Source organism: Paenibacillus sp. FSL H8-0034, from assembly GCF_038000305.1.
GTDB lineage: Bacteria > Bacillota > Bacilli > Paenibacillales > NBRC-103111 > Paenibacillus_S.
Map to the genome: position 1 here is coordinate 4,994,862 of NZ_JBBOBS010000001.1, position 16,411 is coordinate 5,011,272.

General features: G+C 44.6%; 16 protein-coding genes. 7 read left to right on the forward strand and 9 right to left on the reverse strand.

Features of this window, described 5'->3' with window-relative positions; translation table 11 throughout:
- Positions 1-88: 88 nt before the first annotated feature.
- Positions 89-1,003, reverse strand: a complete 915-nt coding sequence (locus NST47_RS22540; protein ID WP_341157144.1) for a LysR family transcriptional regulator — start codon at positions 1,001-1,003, stop codon at positions 89-91.
- 159 nt (positions 1,004-1,162) lie between these two features.
- On the opposite strand from NST47_RS22540, the gene NST47_RS22545 reads away from it, so the two are divergent.
- The 4 genes from NST47_RS22545 to NST47_RS22560 all read left to right on the forward strand — a co-directional run bounded on the left by NST47_RS22545 (position 1,163) and on the right by NST47_RS22560 (position 2,885).
- The gene (locus NST47_RS22545; RefSeq protein WP_341157145.1) at positions 1,163-1,498 is read left to right on the forward strand and encodes a hypothetical protein; all 336 of its coding nucleotides are present in this window, start codon (positions 1,163-1,165) and stop codon (positions 1,496-1,498) included.
- Complete coding sequence (locus NST47_RS22550; RefSeq protein WP_341157146.1) at positions 1,485-1,952, forward strand: type II toxin-antitoxin system VapC family toxin; 468 nt, start codon at positions 1,485-1,487, stop codon at positions 1,950-1,952. Before NST47_RS22545 ends, NST47_RS22550 begins: the two co-directional genes overlap by 14 nt.
- 172 nt (positions 1,953-2,124) lie before the next feature.
- Positions 2,125-2,589, forward strand: coding sequence for a hypothetical protein (locus tag NST47_RS22555; protein WP_341157147.1), 465 nt, complete (start codon positions 2,125-2,127; stop codon positions 2,587-2,589).
- Complete coding sequence (locus NST47_RS22560; RefSeq protein WP_341157148.1) at positions 2,586-2,885, forward strand: DUF2653 family protein; 300 nt, start codon at positions 2,586-2,588, stop codon at positions 2,883-2,885. The genes NST47_RS22555 and NST47_RS22560 overlap by 4 nt, the downstream gene beginning before the upstream one ends.
- 79 nt (positions 2,886-2,964) lie before the next feature.
- On the opposite strand, the gene NST47_RS22565 is transcribed toward NST47_RS22560, so the two are convergent.
- From NST47_RS22565 to NST47_RS22585, 5 genes are all read right to left on the reverse strand, one after another.
- Entirely contained in the window at positions 2,965-3,528 is a 564-nt protein-coding gene (locus NST47_RS22565; RefSeq protein ID WP_341157149.1) for an NAD(P)/FAD-dependent oxidoreductase, read from the reverse strand.
- 275 nt (positions 3,529-3,803) lie between these two features.
- A complete protein-coding gene (locus NST47_RS22570; protein ID WP_341157150.1) occupies positions 3,804-5,444 on the reverse strand; it encodes an ABC transporter substrate-binding protein in 1,641 nt (546 codons plus the stop codon).
- A gap of 22 nt (positions 5,445-5,466) precedes the next feature.
- The gene (locus tag NST47_RS22575) at positions 5,467-6,369 is read right to left on the reverse strand and encodes a carbohydrate ABC transporter permease (RefSeq protein WP_240418586.1); all 903 of its coding nucleotides are present in this window, start codon (positions 6,367-6,369) and stop codon (positions 5,467-5,469) included.
- 15 nt (positions 6,370-6,384) lie between these two features.
- Positions 6,385-7,269, reverse strand: a complete 885-nt coding sequence (locus NST47_RS22580; RefSeq protein ID WP_341159731.1) for an ABC transporter permease — start codon at positions 7,267-7,269, stop codon at positions 6,385-6,387.
- A gap of 991 nt (positions 7,270-8,260) precedes the next feature.
- Entirely contained in the window at positions 8,261-10,495 is a 2,235-nt protein-coding gene (locus NST47_RS22585) for a helix-turn-helix domain-containing protein (RefSeq protein ID WP_341157151.1), read from the reverse strand.
- A 172-nt stretch (positions 10,496-10,667) separates the two neighbouring features.
- Here NST47_RS22585 and NST47_RS22590 point away from each other — a divergent pair, with 172 nt between their 5' ends.
- Together NST47_RS22590 and NST47_RS22595 are read left to right on the forward strand one after the other, a co-directional pair.
- The gene (locus NST47_RS22590) at positions 10,668-11,573 is read left to right on the forward strand and encodes a DMT family transporter (RefSeq protein ID WP_341157152.1); all 906 of its coding nucleotides are present in this window, start codon (positions 10,668-10,670) and stop codon (positions 11,571-11,573) included.
- A 123-nt stretch (positions 11,574-11,696) separates the two neighbouring features.
- Entirely contained in the window at positions 11,697-12,185 is a 489-nt protein-coding gene (locus NST47_RS22595) for a hypothetical protein (RefSeq protein ID WP_341157153.1), read from the forward strand.
- Between the two features lie 182 nt (positions 12,186-12,367).
- Here NST47_RS22595 and NST47_RS22600 read toward each other — a convergent pair whose 3' ends face one another.
- From NST47_RS22600 to NST47_RS22610, 3 genes are all read right to left on the reverse strand, one after another.
- Positions 12,368-13,558 (reverse strand): MFS transporter, encoded by a 1,191-nt coding sequence (locus tag NST47_RS22600; protein ID WP_341157154.1) that lies wholly within the window; start codon positions 13,556-13,558, stop codon positions 12,368-12,370.
- Positions 13,559-13,578: 20 nt separating this feature from the next.
- Positions 13,579-14,745, reverse strand: coding sequence for an iron-containing alcohol dehydrogenase (locus tag NST47_RS22605; RefSeq protein ID WP_341157155.1), 1,167 nt, complete (start codon positions 14,743-14,745; stop codon positions 13,579-13,581).
- 183 nt (positions 14,746-14,928) lie between these two features.
- Positions 14,929-15,744, reverse strand: coding sequence for a metal-dependent hydrolase (locus NST47_RS22610; RefSeq protein WP_341157156.1), 816 nt, complete (start codon positions 15,742-15,744; stop codon positions 14,929-14,931).
- Between the two features lie 185 nt (positions 15,745-15,929).
- Between NST47_RS22610 and NST47_RS22615 the strand changes: the two genes are divergently transcribed.
- Positions 15,930-16,184 carry a spore coat protein CotJB gene (locus tag NST47_RS22615; protein ID WP_341157157.1) on the forward strand — a complete coding sequence of 85 codons (255 nt, stop codon included), beginning with the start codon at positions 15,930-15,932 and terminating at the stop codon, positions 16,182-16,184.
- The last annotated feature ends 227 nt before the right edge of the window (positions 16,185-16,411 follow it).

Sequence of the window (16,411 nt, forward strand, 5' to 3'; positions counted from 1 at the left end):
CAGCATTTGTCGGCTATCATTTAATTTTCTGATTCATAACTAAATAATTCTTATAGAACGAATTTGGAGCAATAAAAAACGCTCTTCTCTAAAGAGCGCTCTGTGTCGCATGAAAATATCGTTCCACATCCTTGCAAAAAGCGATTTCTGCTGGGGTCAGCTTGGCCTGCTTACGCACTACAAAACCATTTGTCCTCTTTAGATTCAAGGAAGCTACTGTTCTGACCTCAAGCTCACCGTTTTTCTTATCACCCGCAACTGCCGTAGAGGGAAGAAAAGCTAAACCCAACTGAGATTTCACAGCTCTCTTGATCATTTCAAAATTACTCATTTGTAGAAAGCGCACCTTAACCTGATGCTTCTCCATTTGCTCGGCAATGTATTGCTGCAAGTAAGGACTTTGCGGTAGCAGTATCGTTTGATTTTGCAAATCCCTACAATAAATAACCTTTCTATGGGTCCACGGATGACCTGCTGGAAGAATAAGCAAAAAATCATCTTCAAAAAGCACCGAGATGTCGTATTGACTATGTATATATTCATCCTTTGCATAGATCGGCATGAACGCTATATTCGTTCTTCCTTCTCGGAGACAACGTACCAAATCATCATAACAATGTGTATACACTTCCAATAATTGCTTCGGGAAAGCAACATGAAAATGCTTCAAAATGTCCGTAAAGAAATACCCGGCAATATAATTGCTTACATAAACAGACAGGATCGATTCCTGTTGGGAAACATTTTTGATCTTGATCGATGCTTCATCAACCAGCTCGGTCATGAGCTTCGCATAATTCAGCAAAATCTCGCCCTGCTTGGTCAACTGTACAGTCTTGCCTGATCGGTGAAACAATGTTGTTTTGAACATTTCCTCCAACTGCTGGATATGGTTGCTGATCGTTGGCTGGGAGCAATACAGACGTTTGGCTGTTTCCGTAAAAGAACTGCAATCAGCGAGAACAATGAAAGTTTCGATTTTTTCTAATAATTTCAGATTCATACACCTCAATGTGGTAGAAAAACTGCAAAACTACTTCTTATTGATAAAGATTATCATTATCACATAATAGAGTCAATAGATATCCAGATCATTATCCGATATACCCCAAAAAAGAAAAGTTCATTCGAAGCTTATACAGAATAAGGAGGTGCTTACTTGATGGATAATGCCAAACAAAAGCTGCATAGCCGTCTGGAACAATGGAAAACAGCCGCCACTCAACTCATATCCGGCTCCGAAGACAAACAAGAAGCCACCATTCTCGATCTTGATCCTGTTCTGTTGGACAAGTGTCATGATGAGGCAGCGCAGCAGCAAACAACGGTAAGTGCCGTTATTAATCATATTTTGCAGCAGCATTGGGCGCAGGCACAATCTGTTCCCCAGCAGATCATATCCGTTCAGCAGCTCGAGCGTAATCCCCTGCTCTATCTGGATCAATTAACAAGCCGGGAATTTAATCGTTATGGAGGTGAGGCGTATGCCGAGGAGTGAAGAAATAGATTACCGGCAGGCTGTTTTTTTGGATCAGACCGCATTGACTTCCCTCATGGATGAACAGCAAACCCACTATAGTCGGGCAAGAGCGCTTTTTCTTGACCTTGATGACTTGGAACGTCCTCTCATTACAACCAATTATGTGATATTTGATACCCATCAGTGGCTGCGAAATCGCTGCAGCTTTGATCACGCACAATTTTTTATTGATATTGTCGATCAGTCTGTCGCCAAAGGTGTCCTCAAAATAATACCCGGTAGCCCTGAGCTTGAGCAAGAATCCAAGCAGCTCATTGGAAGCTGTCCCGAGCTTCGCCTGTCCTTAAGTGAGGCATTAACGGCTGTCGTTATGCTCTCCTATCAGGTCAAACGGATTTTCACCTTTAATCCAAACCATGCTTTTCTCCCAAAGCTGGATGCCGATATCAAAGTGATGCCGAGCGGAGTGTAGGTGGTGTTAAGCCGCAAATTGACTATTAAATAAACCGGAGTTCCGCTAATCGGAGCTGCGGTTTTTTCCTATTTCTTCTATTATATGTGTACTCTGGTGAAAAACGAATAATCAAGGAACGGATGCGGAAATATAAATTTAGTTAAAAGCAGTACCTCGAAGGAGGCTTGGAATGAAGAAATGTATAGGCTGCCTGACCCTTCTATTATGTTTCCATATGTCAACCGTTTCAGCAAGTGAAATCAAAAGTCCTTCCATTCAGATTCAGGAATCTGATCAAGAGCAAATTCAACCCTTATCAAGAGGCAGAGGAGGCAGCTACCGTTCACCCTCTGGATCATTTTCAGGAGGTAACAGAGCCACACCAGGAAATGGGTATACGACTGGACCAAGGTCCCCTTCCTCCAATGTAACACGCAATCCAAGAAATCAACCCGGTCAACAAGTGAATCCAACAAATCGATGGGGTGGTTTCTTAGGCGGTCTTGCAACTGGAGCCATCATTGGACATTTGTTGAATCCTTTTGGTTTTGGTGGGGGAGGGGGCGGTTTTTCGCTCATCGGGCTTCTTTTTTGGGGCGTTATTATCTACTTCGGCTATAGATGGTTTAAAAAGTTCAGGGAGAAAAACAGATGAAAATTATTTTTAATGAGCAGGATCTCATCGATTCTACCTGTGTATTTGGCGCCAGTACCTACAAGGAGGTTATTGAGGATATTCAAGCCGAATTACATCACGAGGAAGGAAAAGGAATTACAGCAACACTGCATGCGCCCACAAATCAAAAGACCTATCAGCTTTCGGAGCAGGATATTATTGAAGCCGCGGCGATTTACTTGGAAGCGTATCATCATTTTGACCCTAATCAACTATGGATTCAGTTATTTTATGAGGAAGGCACTGGGTTCTCAGCAGAGATCGAAAACCATTAAAAAAGAATGCTGGCGAAAACATTCGGCAGCATCCTTAAATATTGCTATTATTATTTGAAACCTACGTAATACAAGTTTATCAGGATTTAATCATATCGTGATCAACATAACGCTCACCGTTGATTTCACTAATGACATTAATCGCTACCTTCGCGCCATCACCAGCAGTAATGATGGTATGCACACTCACACCTGCTGCTGTTCCCGCTGCCCAGATACCTTCAACTGAAGTTTTGCCTTCTGGTGTAGTTGCATATATCGTTTTGATGCGAGGTTCAGTTGCCGGTTTGGTTTCGATCCCGATTTGCTGTGCAAGGTCGGTAAGTACACCCGTTGCCAGAATGAGATGCTTGCCCTCATAATGCGCACCTTCGGTCTCGACTTGAAAGCCGTCTGCAGCTTTGGCGATCTTAATGGCTTTACCAGTAATAAATTCGGCTCCGAACTTGGCAGCCTGTTTTTTCCCTAATTCAATCAGGTCCGGTCCAGCTATTTCCAAAACACCATAATGATTTTCAACCCAGGCACGTTTGGTAATGCTTTGATCATTGTCAATAACCAATGTTTTCTTCCCTGCTTTAGCCGCGAATAACGCCGCACTCGACCCGGCTGGACCCGCTCCAATTACAATAATATCATACATACTGAACTTCTCCCTTCAATTGTTATTCCTATTATTTCCACTGATGCAGCTATAGCTTGTCGGTAATTTCTATGCTACACAAAGCTTCATTTAAAGTCAAAATTACCGCAATCCATGACCAAGAAAATAATAGGAACAGCAGGTGGTTCAAAATTGACTTGATCTTTATTTTTTATAATATCAGAATTTAAAAGTTTTCAGCGGAGCTGAATATTCTGATATTGCAAGAAAAGCTACATATAAAACACGGATGTATCTCACCGAATAGGCTTCGTTCAGGAGCTTTTCTTATACACGCTGTCATAGGCTTTTTGGTAAATTTTCATATATTGCGGCAGATTCAGCCCATCAAGTCCCTTTACATAGGCATCCCAGTCATTGTTCAGATTTTTACGGCCAATAATAAACTCGACCATCGACGTTTTGACATAGGCATTGATCGTTGTCCTCAGCTGATTCGCCGCATCGGCATCCTGAGGATCCATGAAGATACTAATCGGATACATCTCTTTCGGTTGGTATTTCTCATACTTTTGCGTTGCCAAATACAGCCGGTATTCATAGCCGCCATTTCCGAGTGGATCCTGAGGCACGGCAAACGATTCCCGATAATCACGCGTCCGCAGCGACGAACCCATCTGGCTCCAGTGCTCATTTTGCTGTTGAATCGAATCAAATTCCGGTGCCGTTATATATTTGGCTGGACGTCCACGAACATCCTTCTCCTCCGGCTTGGCTTTGGACCACCATTTTCCTTCCGGTCCAAATATCGATAACAAAGCAGCTTCCTCCGTATACATATAATCGGCGAGCTTCATGGCTGCTATCGCTTTTTCCTTCGACGCTTTGTTGGTAATGGCAAACGTCCCGTTGCCAACCCCTGCAAAATACCCGCTCAGCTGCACGCCATCCGGCCCTTTGAGCGGCGGAACCGCATCATAATCCTTATGCCGTGTTTTACCTGGTGCCGTATCGACAACCATCCCGATGTGCCCCGCCGTAAACGAGCCGAGAATCGCCGTATCGGGATTATTACCAAGCTGCTTCAAGCCATCCTGATTTTGGGTAAATGAGGCTTGATCGATCAGACCCTCCTTGTATAAACGGTTCATATATTCCAAACCCTTTTTCCATTCTGGCTTATTGGGTGCAAAATCCACCTTGCCATCCTTCATCGTAAAATAATCCGCAGAATTGTTATAAATAAATGCCGACATCAGAAATCCGTCAATATTGCCATGCCATGTTGCTGGGTCCCCTGCGCCGCTAAGCGGAATTTCATCTGCTTTGCCATTGCCGTTAGGGTCCTTCTCTTTAAAGGCCTTCAATACTTGGTAATATTCCTCAGTCGTCGTTGGCATGCTTAAACCGAGCTTTTCCAGCCACTTGGTATTGATCCACATCTTTTGTGCATACCAGCAATGATAACATTCGTTAATTTGCGGAATCGAGTATATTTTACCGTCCGGCGCCGTAATCCCCTTTTGTAAATACGGGATGTCCTTGAACGCTTTTTTTACGTTGGGCGCATATTGATCGATCAGGTCGTTCAGTGGAATAAACACACCCTGCTGTCCATACTTCAACTGCTCAGCCTGTGTCAAATTCCCATCCAAAAACAGCTCCGGATAATCCCCGCTTGCCAGCAGCAGCTGTTTTTTGTCATTTAGACCTGCATTGGGAACAACCTCCCATTTGAACTTGATATTCAATTTGTTCTCGACATATTTACTGAATGTATTCGTCTCCAGATTTTCCACATCTGCCCGCTGTCCACTAAACACAGACAAAGTTATCGGGGCATTGCCATCCTTGGGCACCGCTTCCTTATCCCCCTCTGGATTGCCGCTGCAAGCCGTTACCAGCAGGATCAAGCTTAAAGCCCACGCACAGCCTGCCATGATTGTTTTATTCATAACAACGCTCCCTCATTTCAATTTATCCCTTAAGGGACCCGATCATAATACCTTTAACAAAATGCTTTTGAATAAAAGGATACAAAATCAGCACAGGCAAGCTGGAGATGACGATCAAGGAAAACTTTAGCAAATCCTTTAGGCCTTCTCTAACAGCCATTTGATTGGCATCGATCATCATCGAAGAAGCGTCAATGTTATTAAGAATCAAAATATTGCGCAATATGATTTGCAGCGGAAACAGATTGGAGGATTTGAGGAAAATGAGCGCGTCAAAATAAGCATTCCAATGGCCCACTGCATACATCAGCACCAATACAGCGATAATCGGCTTCGATAAGGGAAGCACGACCCTCAACAAAAATTGCAGATCACTGCACCCGTCAAGCTCTGCAGCCTCATACAATTCTTCCGGTATCGTCGTTTGAAAAAAAGTTCTGGCAATAATCACCTGCCACACCGCCATGGCCTGCGGCAGCAGCATCGCCCATGGCGTATTGAGAATCCCTACACTTTTCACCGTCATATAGTAGGGAATCAGCCCGCCGTTAAACAGCATCGTAATGACCAGCAGCACCATGATCACATTCCGGCCCTTAAAATCCTTTCTTGCTAATGGATACGCCAGCATTACCGTTAAAATAATGTTAATACAGACGCCAGCAATCGTATACAAGGCGGAATTGCGGTAGCCGATCATAATTTGCGGATTTTTGAAAGCAGCCTCGTAGCCCGCAAGACTAAAATCAACCGGAAACAGCCACACTCTTCCCGAAACTACCGCCTGCGGCGAACTGAAGGAGGAGCTTACAATGTATACAAGCGGGTACAGTACACTTATAAGAACAGCCCCCAGAAATACATAAATACAAGCCAGAAAAAGCTTATCCACATGGGATTCACGAATTGCATTCGATTTGGACATAGTCTCAGGCCTCCTCTACCATAGGCTGGTTTCGGAACTTTTTCGGGCGATGAAGTTCACCAACAGCAGCAGAATCAGGTTAATTACGGAATTGAACAAGCCAATTGCTGCAGAGAAGCTAAAGTTGGCGCCGATCAAGCCGATTTTGTAAACATAAGTAGATATCACTTCGGACGTACCGGTATTCAGCGGATTTTGCAGCAGAAATACTTTTTCAAATCCGACATTCATTAATTGACCGACGTTTAAAATTAGTAAAATGACCGCCGCGGGCATGATTCCGGGAATATCGATGTTGAATATTTTTTGCAGGCGTGATGCACCGTCCACCTTAGCCGCCTCATACAATTGCGGATTGATGCCTGCCAGTGCAGCCATGTAAATGATTGCCCCATAGCCGGTATGCTGCCAAACATCTGACCACACATAAATGTGCCTGAACAGCTCCGGCAGCCCGAGAATATTCACGGACTCCATATCAAACGCTTTCAATACACTGCCAGCAAAACCGACCCGTGGAGATAAAAAGATAATAATCATGGAAACCATAACCACTGTAGAAATAAAATAAGGCGCATAGGTGACCATTTGAACCGTTTTTTTGAACAGCCCCTGCCGCAGCTCATTCAATGCCAGAGCCAATATAATCGGAGCCGGAAACCCCACTAGCAAAGCATAGAGATTTAATAACAATGTATTTTGGATCAGAACCGGAAAATTCGGTGATTGAAAAAACTGCTCGAAGTGCTTCAACCCCACCCACGGGCTCCCCAGCATTCCCTTAACTACGTTATAATCCTTGAATGCAATTTGGGCGCCAAACATCGGGATGTACTTGAAGATGATCAGGTACAGCAGCGGTAATATGACGATTAGATATAGTTGCCAGTGTCTTTTAATGGAAAGCTCCCCCTCCCAAACCCTCCCCTAAGGGAGGGCCCAAAGGGCTTGGCCCTCTGGACTCCCTTGGTGGTATGCGATACTGTGTGCGGATTAGCCCGCTCCGTCCCTTACGGGACGCGCTTTACTTTTGGTGTAATGTTTGGTGGTGAGGCTGTGTGCGGATGGCCCGCTCCGTCCCTTTCGGGACACGCTTTACTTTTGGTATGATGCTGGTGGCGAGATTGTGTGTTTTCGGGGACGCATCGTCCCTTTGGGACTCGCTGTTTTGTTGTTGGTTCTACAGCGTTGGTAGGACATTTTACTTTTGGTGTGTTGCTGGTGGTGAGACTGTGTGTTTTCGGGGACGCATCGTCCCTTTGGGACTCGCTGTTTTGTTGTTGGTTCTACAGCGTTGGTAGGACATTTTACTTTTGGTGTGTTGCCGGTGGTGAGACTGTGCGTTTTCGGGGACGCATCGTCCCTTTGGGACTCGCTGTATTGTTGTTAGTTCTACAGCGTTGGTAGGACATTTTACTTTTGGTGTGTTACCGGTGGTGAGACTGTGCGTTTTCGGGGACGCATCGTCCCTTTGGGACTCGCTGTATTGTTGTTGGTTCTACAGCGTTGGTAGGACATTTTACTTTTGGTGTGTTGCCGGTGGTGAGACTGTGCGTTTTCGGGGACGCATCGTCCCTTTGAGACTCGCTGTATTGTTGTTGGTTCTACAGCGTTGGTAGGACATTTTACTTTTGGTGTGATGCTGGCGGTGAGACTGTGTGTTTTCGGGGACGCATCGTCCCTTTGGGACTCGCTGGTCGGGTTGGCCTCCTTTACTTGATTTTTAATTTTACAAAAGTTGGAATTGTAATGCTTATTCTCAATTTAGAGGTCTCTTGATCATAGATCAACAATCCATTTTCCTGTTGGCAAACTGTTTTCTTATGCGTGGACAACGGTGGTTGCAAGCGATTTTCGCAGACCATACTTAATTCGTATCATTTGAAAAAAATCATTTATAAGCACTTTTTACCTTGCGATAATCCCCGGGGGATACACCTGAATGTTTTTTAAACACTCTGCGAAATGAGATCGAGTTGGCATACCCTACCTTTTCGGAAATATCCTGAATAGGCCAGTCGGTCTCACACAGCCATTGCTGTGCTTGTCGCATACGGATTTGGGTCAGAAAATCGATAAATTTTTCCCCAAACTCTTCTTTAAATACATAGCTGATATATTTGCCATTCATACGAAACTGCTGTCCCAGATGGTCAAGCGACAGCTCCGGGTTCATAAAGTTCTGCTCAATATATTGTTTAAGCTCCCTAAGTAAATCATGAAGCTGAGCACGGTTATGAAATGCGTCCACACGCTGAAACCAACTATTCAGAACCTCGGTAAACTGCTCTTGGATTTCCTCCAACGTTTCGAACTGAACCATTGCCTGTTCTAGCCTCTCCAGCTCTCCTTCCTCCATCCAGCTGCCGGTCTTTGGCATTTTGCTCAGTTCCTTTTTTAAAGAGCAGATCAAATCATTCAACACGATCAATATAAATTCTCTGGAAAGCATATCTTTTTTCATTTCGCAAAAAATCGTTTCCAGGCACTGCTGCCATTTTTCTTGATATATACCAAAGCTTTCAATCATTTTAAGCAAAAGCTGAACATATTTGAGTCGATCCTCCTGGGAGTGAAGCTCCAAATCCTTTTGTAGAATAATTCGATTATGACCAAGCACGGCCTTATATTGCAGCGATCTCAGCGCTGCTTTGTAGGAATGCGCAATATCGGCGGGCTGCTCTGCTATCGTACCCAAAGCCATCGTGACCGTGTATTTGAGGTTAGCTTTTAACCAGGTCTGAACTTGCTCACAGGCAGTAAAAATCAGATCGTTCGTCGCTTCCCCCTCATTTGGTCTGCTTACAATAGCACTGAGCTGGTGATCTGACGTCCATTCAATCCAAACCGGTATCCTGTGGCTATCCATCACTTCCTTGAAAGCGCTTGCCATTACGAATTTAATCAAATATTGATCATGTTCGTTATAAGACTGAATAAAATCAGTGCTCCGATCAATCTCTGCGACAATGACGAGCTGTTGCTCAAACGTATCGCTCATCTGCAGTCTGCGCATTTGAGTGCTCCATTCAGGCAGCTGAATTTTCGGTGTACCTCTCAGCAATTCGTGGAAAAACAATTTCATACGCACCCGCAGCTCATCCTCATACTGCTGGGCTATACCGTTCGCTTGCTCCATCAGACTTCCCAAAGCGGTGCCAATCACCTTAAATTCATCTATTTTATCTCCACCTATAATCGGTTTCAGCGGATGCGAATAGGCATGAATACGGGAGAGCAGCTCGTCGATCGGCTTATAGTTTTTACGTGTGACATATAAAATCGAAATCATACCAAGTGTAAAAGCTATAATTCCCAGCACGATCCAAAATCCCGAAACGGTTGAGGCCACACTGATCAGCGTCCCCGCCATCAAGCCGCTGCGTATAACCCAGCCTGTGTATGTAGAGGCTTCGGCCGAGATCATCTGGTTGTCCTCTATTTGTGTATCCAGACTGTGACCGTCATCGAATAGCAGCTCCCCGTTGCGGTCGAACAAACTTACGAACCGAAATGAGTTATGATACAGCTCCAACACTTTCTTCTGCAGCTGAACCGTACTCACATTGACGACAAGCACCCCTTTTTCTACATTAGATGGGGAATGGCGAACCAGACTGACAACAGATTTGGTATCCATCCTTACAAACTCACGAAATTTACGCAAATTTGACCATTGATTCGGATAAGCATCCCGCTTCATTTGATCAACAAAAGCAGCGTCCGTGAAGCTTTCTCGGCCATTCAGAATATTGCCGTTATACACAAACTGGTCATGGTAACGCACCAGATAGATCGAATCAATCAACGGATTCATCTGCTTCAAATTTTTGATCTTATCGGCAATTTTGTAGTTCAACAGCACGTCGCCAGAATCCGTTTCTTCAAAAAATTGCTTGAACAACTCATTGTTCAACAGTTCATTAATAACCAAATAATCAATGGATTGCAGAGTGGCATCAATATAATACAACACCTGTCGGGTAAATACCTGGTTAGCCATAGACAGGTCCTTCTTGTTTTGCTCTGCCAGTGTCTGGAAAAATACGAAAAATAAAAAGCAGACTACAATCATAAACATCGGAATATACGACCATAACATCCGCTGGTACCATACTTTTTTCACTCGTAACCCCACCTTTGGGTACATTTGGTAATTCAATTATAAGACGAATGAATCGAACATTTAATGGTCAATAAGAACCTATTGTTGCACAATACAAATAACTTGCAATTCCTCACGGTTTGCATTTACACTAATGTCACTTATAAGCGGCAAGAAAAGGAGTTCCATAATCATGAACTGGCGATCACCCTACGTGCTATTAATTTTGGCGACCTGTCTGTGGGGCGGGAATTTTGTTGTTGGAAAAGTGCTTGTGGCGGATATCCCACCCATTCTATTGGCCACATTGCGCTGGTGTATTGCGTTAATCGTAATAACACCCATATATGCCAAAGAAGCCTGGAAGCATCGTTCCCTATTTTTAGAAAAATGGAAAATGCTCACGTTCCTATCATTAACAGGGGTTGCAGGCTTTAATACGCTTGTATACATTGCTGTGCAGTATACGAGCTCAATCAACGCAGCGGTTATGAATGCGGCTACACCTATTTTGATTATTATGGTTTCGTGGGTGATGCTGAAGGAGCCAATCAGCTTGAAAACCATACCGGGCATAGGTGTATCCATGTTGGGTGTGCTGTGGATGATCACTCGCGGCAGCTGGGATGTGCTGGTCAGTCTTTCCTTTAATAAAGGTGATCTATGGATGCTTGCGGCGATTTTATGCTGGGCGTTATACTCCGTCGGAATGCGGCGATCTGCCAAACAGGTTCCGGCCCAAGCGTTATTTGTATATACGATTATCATTTCTGTCGCACTGCTGATTCCGCTTTCTGTTGTTGAGGTTTTACTCGTTAAGCCTGTACTCCATATTTCACTTGGTATCGGCTCAGGTATTGTCTATATTGGGGTATTCGCTTCCTTAGTTGCATTCTCGGCCTGGAATCAATCAATTGCGCTCATCGGACCAGCCCGCTGTGCCGGATTCCTCAATCTCATTCCCTTATTCAGTACCATCTTTGCTACAGCCTTTACCGGGGAAAGTATTCACATCTACCATTTTGTAGGAGCTGCACTGATCCTCACAGGCATTTATGCTGCCAATGGCAGGCTGCGGCTCAAGCAGTCCGCTCCGTGATAGGAAGGATATTTGGCCGCGCAGCGATACTTATTCACTGGACTTCTAGACTTTTATCAGATTCATAATTATACTAAATTTAAACCAAATGGTGCATTTATCCACGTCAAGGGGTTGAACGAAATGATGAAAGCTAGTGCTTGGGAAAGCTTGATTTATGCGGAGTCAGAGCAGGAGCAGGCTGATTATCAGCAAATGGTGCATAACGGAGGTTATTCCGCTTTTCATCAATTATTGGAGGGGATCAAGCACAAGCTGAAGTTTATGCAGGATGCGGAGATTGAGCAGGTCATAGGCTGGCTTGATAAAGGGCAGCGTTTATTTCCCGAGCCCGGCGTTTTCAGTCCTTCCTGGCTTCACATCTGGGATGAGTTGAGACAGATCGTATCCATTAAATCCGATATTATGGCCAGAATTCCACTAACCGAACGAGCAGGTGAATGGCAAATTCTGATCGATAATCCGCTCTCTATTCAGGAAATTGTTTGCCATCCCGCCTTAAGCTTTGATGAGGCTGCCTATTTGTACAGCTATTTCCGGCCAGGACTAGAGAAAAATGAGTACATCCGGCTGCAAAAAATTATTTCCCTGATCACTGATGTTGGCGATTGAAAGCGCTAACTATATGATATAATTTGCTTAATCTGTTGATTCTTGGAGTGAACTGGAACTAAAATGTCGAAGCTCGTACTGTTTTATCGAGTTGTGCGCTTACCCGGGAAATAATCAATAATTGCACAGAAATAACCCCCGATTTCCTGAAATGGATTCGGGGGTTGTGTGTATTTCATAGCTTAGCCAAGCTCTTGTTCAGCCTGCGATTTCTTCCAGGTCCAAGTCAAAGCCGCAGCTACAAAGCCAAGTATGCCTGCAAAATAAAATCCACTATTCAGACCACCAAATTCATTAAGCCATCCAGCCATAAAGGGTCCGGCAAACATTCCGGTTGCGTAAACAGCTTGATAAAATCCCATCGCTGTTGCCCGCTTCTCCGGCTGGATATGCTGAATAACGAGCCCCAGCAATAAAGGGAAATGAAGACCTTGAAAAAATCCGTTAAATATTTGTGTAATGAGCAGCATGGAAAAATTGTTAACCAAAGGCATCACCACGGTGCATATAGCACTGCATACAAATGCAACTGCTACTACCTGCCAAGACCCAAATCTGGGTGCGAGTACTCTCCCGGATAAGAAGGAGGTCATCGCGTGTGGGATCATAAAAGCAAATACGAGCAAGGTTAAATCAAACTTATTGGCTCCAAGCGCAATGGCAAGCGAAGGTGTAAAGCCAAACATCGTAATAAATAGCACACTGTGTGCCAATATTGACAGCATAGAAACCTTTAATAGAAGAGGCTCCTTCATCACCTGAAGCAAGCCGCTCAGTCGGATCGGCTGCAGCGCAATACTTTGCTTCGGTTCACGAATGGCTGCGCTCACCAGCAAGCCGACTATACCGATAAAGCTGCCTGCCCAGAAGGTAGCACTCCATCCCCATTCCTCAACCAAATAACCGCTGATACTCATCCCAAGCAGCTGCCCGGCTGCCGTCAACAAGCTGATTAGCCCCATAGCTCTCGTCATATGCTCTTGCCTGAAATAACTTGCATATAGTACGGTAAATGCCGCCCAGGTGGAAGCACCGATCCCGGACATGATCCTCCCGGCAAGTGCCCAGCCCATATGCTCACCCCAAGCAAAACAAAGGCAGCTTAGCGAGGTCGCCAGCATCCCGAGCATCATAAAAGGCTTTCGCGCCTTTAACCGGTCAGAAGCAATCCCGAGCGGCAAGCGGAGCACAATTTGCACAAGACCATAGCTTCCCAATACCAATCCGGCAAAACTGTAGGATGCGCCCAAGTGCTCTAAATAAGGTGACAGAATCGGGACGTACGTGTACAGTGATGCCCAGAAGGATACCGTAACCACTATAAAAATAATATGCTGCGCCCTGGAAGGCGTCGTGCTGTTCAAGGTGCTCATGTTGGTTCTCCTAATGGCAATTACAAACTCAATTCCAAAATTTCATGAACTGCATCCGCGTCCAGGCTTTTGAACGAACCAACCGAACCAAAACGAACGGTTTCTTTGGACATCCGGTCAAGCTCTTTTCCGTTAATATTCAAGTCGCCAAGAGTTGCAGGTGCCCCAATTCTTGTGAAGTAATCGCGTGTCGCTTGAATACCTGCGAGTGCAATTTCCTCATCGGTCTTGCCTGCCGGATCAACCTGCCACACACGTACGGCAAATTGAACGAAACGATCAAGACGTGCGTTAAATACATATTTCATCCAGTTAGGGAATACGATTGACAAGCCCTCTGCATGCGCAATATCATAAATAGCACTGATTTCATGCTCGATCATGTGTGTCGACCAATCGTTTTGCATACCAACACTGATCATACCACCGTTCAGTGCATAGGTTCCGCAGAGCATCAGGTTCGCACGTGCTTCATAGTTGTCAGGCTGTTTCAGTGCAATTTCCCCATTCTCGATAACAGTTTGCAGAATGGACTCACACAAACGCTCCTGAAGTGGCGTGTTGGTTGTTGGAGAAAAGTATTGCTCGAAAACATGAGACATCGTGTCGACAATCCCATTGACCGTTTGGTTGGCAGGCACTGAATACGTCAAGGTCGGGTCCAGGATGCTGAATTTCGGATAAGCATGAATACTTCCGAAAGATTTTTTAAGATTTTCTTCCCAGTTGGTAATAACGGAATTACCATTCATTTCCGAGCCTGTCGCTGAAAGAGTTAAAATGGTTCCGAGTGGCAAAGCTGATGTGATCTGTGCTTTGTGCATCAGAAAATCCCATACATCCCCTTCATAAGGAACACCCACAGCAACTGCTTTGGCTGCATCAAGTACACTTCCGCCGCCTACGGCTAATATAAAGTCAAGTGAATGCTCGCGGCACAGCTCAATTCCTTTGCGAACTGTTGATACACGAGGATTTGGCTCTACCCCGGATAGTTCATGCACGACGGCTCCGATTTGCTGCAACTGCTGCTGAACCTGATCATATAGCCCATTGGCTTTGATGCTACCGCCGCCATATACCAATAGTACTCTTTTTCCATATTCGGCCAACTGCTCGCCAAGCTTGTTTACAGTACCAGCTCCAAATATAATACGAGTTGGATTCTGAAATTGAAAGGAATTCATTAGTACGCCTCCGCTTCTATGTATGCATCCTGTGCATCCGTATATTCTTTATTGGTTCCAAATCATTATATCCTTAAGATCTTCATTTTAAAATAACTGACCGCAGCTTTATCAACTTACCTGGGGGTAACTATAGCAATTGGCATTTCTATCTATCCTGTCCAAGAGACACCTTACAACACCCTATACACCACCGAATTGAAACCATAATGAGTCCCAGATCGCTCTTACCTGGCTGCCCAAGGGAGTCACAAAGGCATTCCATAGCAGGACCAGCGTGAGCGTGATACACACATTTTCCACCAGAAAGCCGCTGAACTTGCCAGTACTCATCATTGGAATTCTGAGCTTCCACTTGAATGGAGGAAGCGGCTGTATACCATGCTTCGTTAACATATCACAGAGCAAATGCAGCGTGTAAGAAACGGCACCTGCTATCCACAATGGAATGGCCAACTGAACAGAGGCTGCATAGAGCAAACCACCCCAGATTAAAATTCCATAAATCGAATGCGTCAAGCCGCGGTGCGGAAGCACAGAGCAAACCATAAGCAGCGCTCCAACTGAAGCCAGCCACGGACCACCATCAGCGCCCAGATACAGCAGCAGACCACCAAGAGCAGCCATCAGCAATTGACGAAACAAGCGATGGTTGGCCAAACAAATCGCGATTAACAAGATCCCGATCCCATAGCTGTATGGAAGAAAAAAGGATTGCAGGTAAGCATATACGGTCCACCCTACCCCGATAGCTGCGAGCAGCCACTTCAATTTCAAGATCAAGGAATTGGGAACCGTCTTTTGCAACAATAGGCTGTTGGGTTCATCAATATCAGGAAGCAGTGAGCTGATCAATGCAACGGCAAAGCCCGGCAGTGTAACCCCCTGTCCAATTAGCTGCATAACGGACATGGTGACTCCTGTGCTTACAATCAGATGGGTACGTCCCGTCATAACATTCGTACGCTTCCTTTCAATAACATGATGTGCATATTGCATATAGCTCTCGTTATTATAACATGTTTCCGCCTTTTATGCGAACGTATGTTCATATAATTCCAAGCAACTATAGTTGAGCCAATAAATGAAAATGATGTTAATCATTCTCAGGCTGTTTTAAACTGTTGTAGAAGGTTTATATATTTCTTAGAAGAACATAACAATATAAAAGAGGAGCTAATCCTATGAAAACGTCATCTAAAGCAAACAACAGCGAATTATTAGAGCAACTGGAAGCAGTCGATTTTGCCTTAGTCGACATGATTTTATATTTGGACTCACATCCCCAGGATGCCAACGCATTAACCCAGCATGATGAGTTGTGTGAACAACGCAAAGAAATACGCAACCAATTGGCAATTGCGAATGGTGCTGTTTATAAATATGAATCCACCCGTAAATTGGAATGGCCGTGGGGTCAATCTCCGTGGACATGGTAATTATCGTCTAACCCATAGAAACACGATCACAAATTAACATAGCTAAATAGCAGCATCCCTTTATGTCATTAACTTCTACCCTATTTGCATTGTATAAGTATACCCTGAGCTCATTGGCTACGTCGCCATTGCTCAGGGTATTCATGCTGTTATTCACCATAGCACCATAACCATAAATAAACGGCCCTGGAAGCAGATATCTGCATCAAGGGCCGCTGAGGAGGGTC

Coding starts and splice junctions, on each gene's coding strand:
- NST47_RS22540 (WP_341157144.1), bottom strand. CDS start 1,003: ATGAATCTGAAATTATTAGAAAAAATCGAAACTTTCATTGTTCTCGCT.
- NST47_RS22545 (WP_341157145.1), top strand. CDS start 1,163: ATGGATAATGCCAAACAAAAGCTGCATAGCCGTCTGGAACAATGGAAA.
- NST47_RS22550 (WP_341157146.1), top strand. CDS start 1,485: ATGCCGAGGAGTGAAGAAATAGATTACCGGCAGGCTGTTTTTTTGGAT.
- NST47_RS22555 (WP_341157147.1), top strand. CDS start 2,125: ATGAAGAAATGTATAGGCTGCCTGACCCTTCTATTATGTTTCCATATG.
- NST47_RS22560 (WP_341157148.1), top strand. CDS start 2,586: ATGAAAATTATTTTTAATGAGCAGGATCTCATCGATTCTACCTGTGTA.
- NST47_RS22565 (WP_341157149.1), bottom strand. CDS start 3,528: ATGTATGATATTATTGTAATTGGAGCGGGTCCAGCCGGGTCGAGTGCG.
- NST47_RS22570 (WP_341157150.1), bottom strand. CDS start 5,444: ATGAATAAAACAATCATGGCAGGCTGTGCGTGGGCTTTAAGCTTGATC.
- NST47_RS22575 (WP_240418586.1), bottom strand. CDS start 6,369: ATGTCCAAATCGAATGCAATTCGTGAATCCCATGTGGATAAGCTTTTT.
- NST47_RS22590 (WP_341157152.1), top strand. CDS start 10,668: ATGAACTGGCGATCACCCTACGTGCTATTAATTTTGGCGACCTGTCTG.
- NST47_RS22595 (WP_341157153.1), top strand. CDS start 11,697: ATGATGAAAGCTAGTGCTTGGGAAAGCTTGATTTATGCGGAGTCAGAG.
- NST47_RS22600 (WP_341157154.1), bottom strand. CDS start 13,558: ATGAGCACCTTGAACAGCACGACGCCTTCCAGGGCGCAGCATATTATT.
- NST47_RS22605 (WP_341157155.1), bottom strand. CDS start 14,745: ATGAATTCCTTTCAATTTCAGAATCCAACTCGTATTATATTTGGAGCT.
- NST47_RS22610 (WP_341157156.1), bottom strand. CDS start 15,744: ATGCAATATGCACATCATGTTATTGAAAGGAAGCGTACGAATGTTATG.
- NST47_RS22615 (WP_341157157.1), top strand. CDS start 15,930: ATGAAAACGTCATCTAAAGCAAACAACAGCGAATTATTAGAGCAACTG.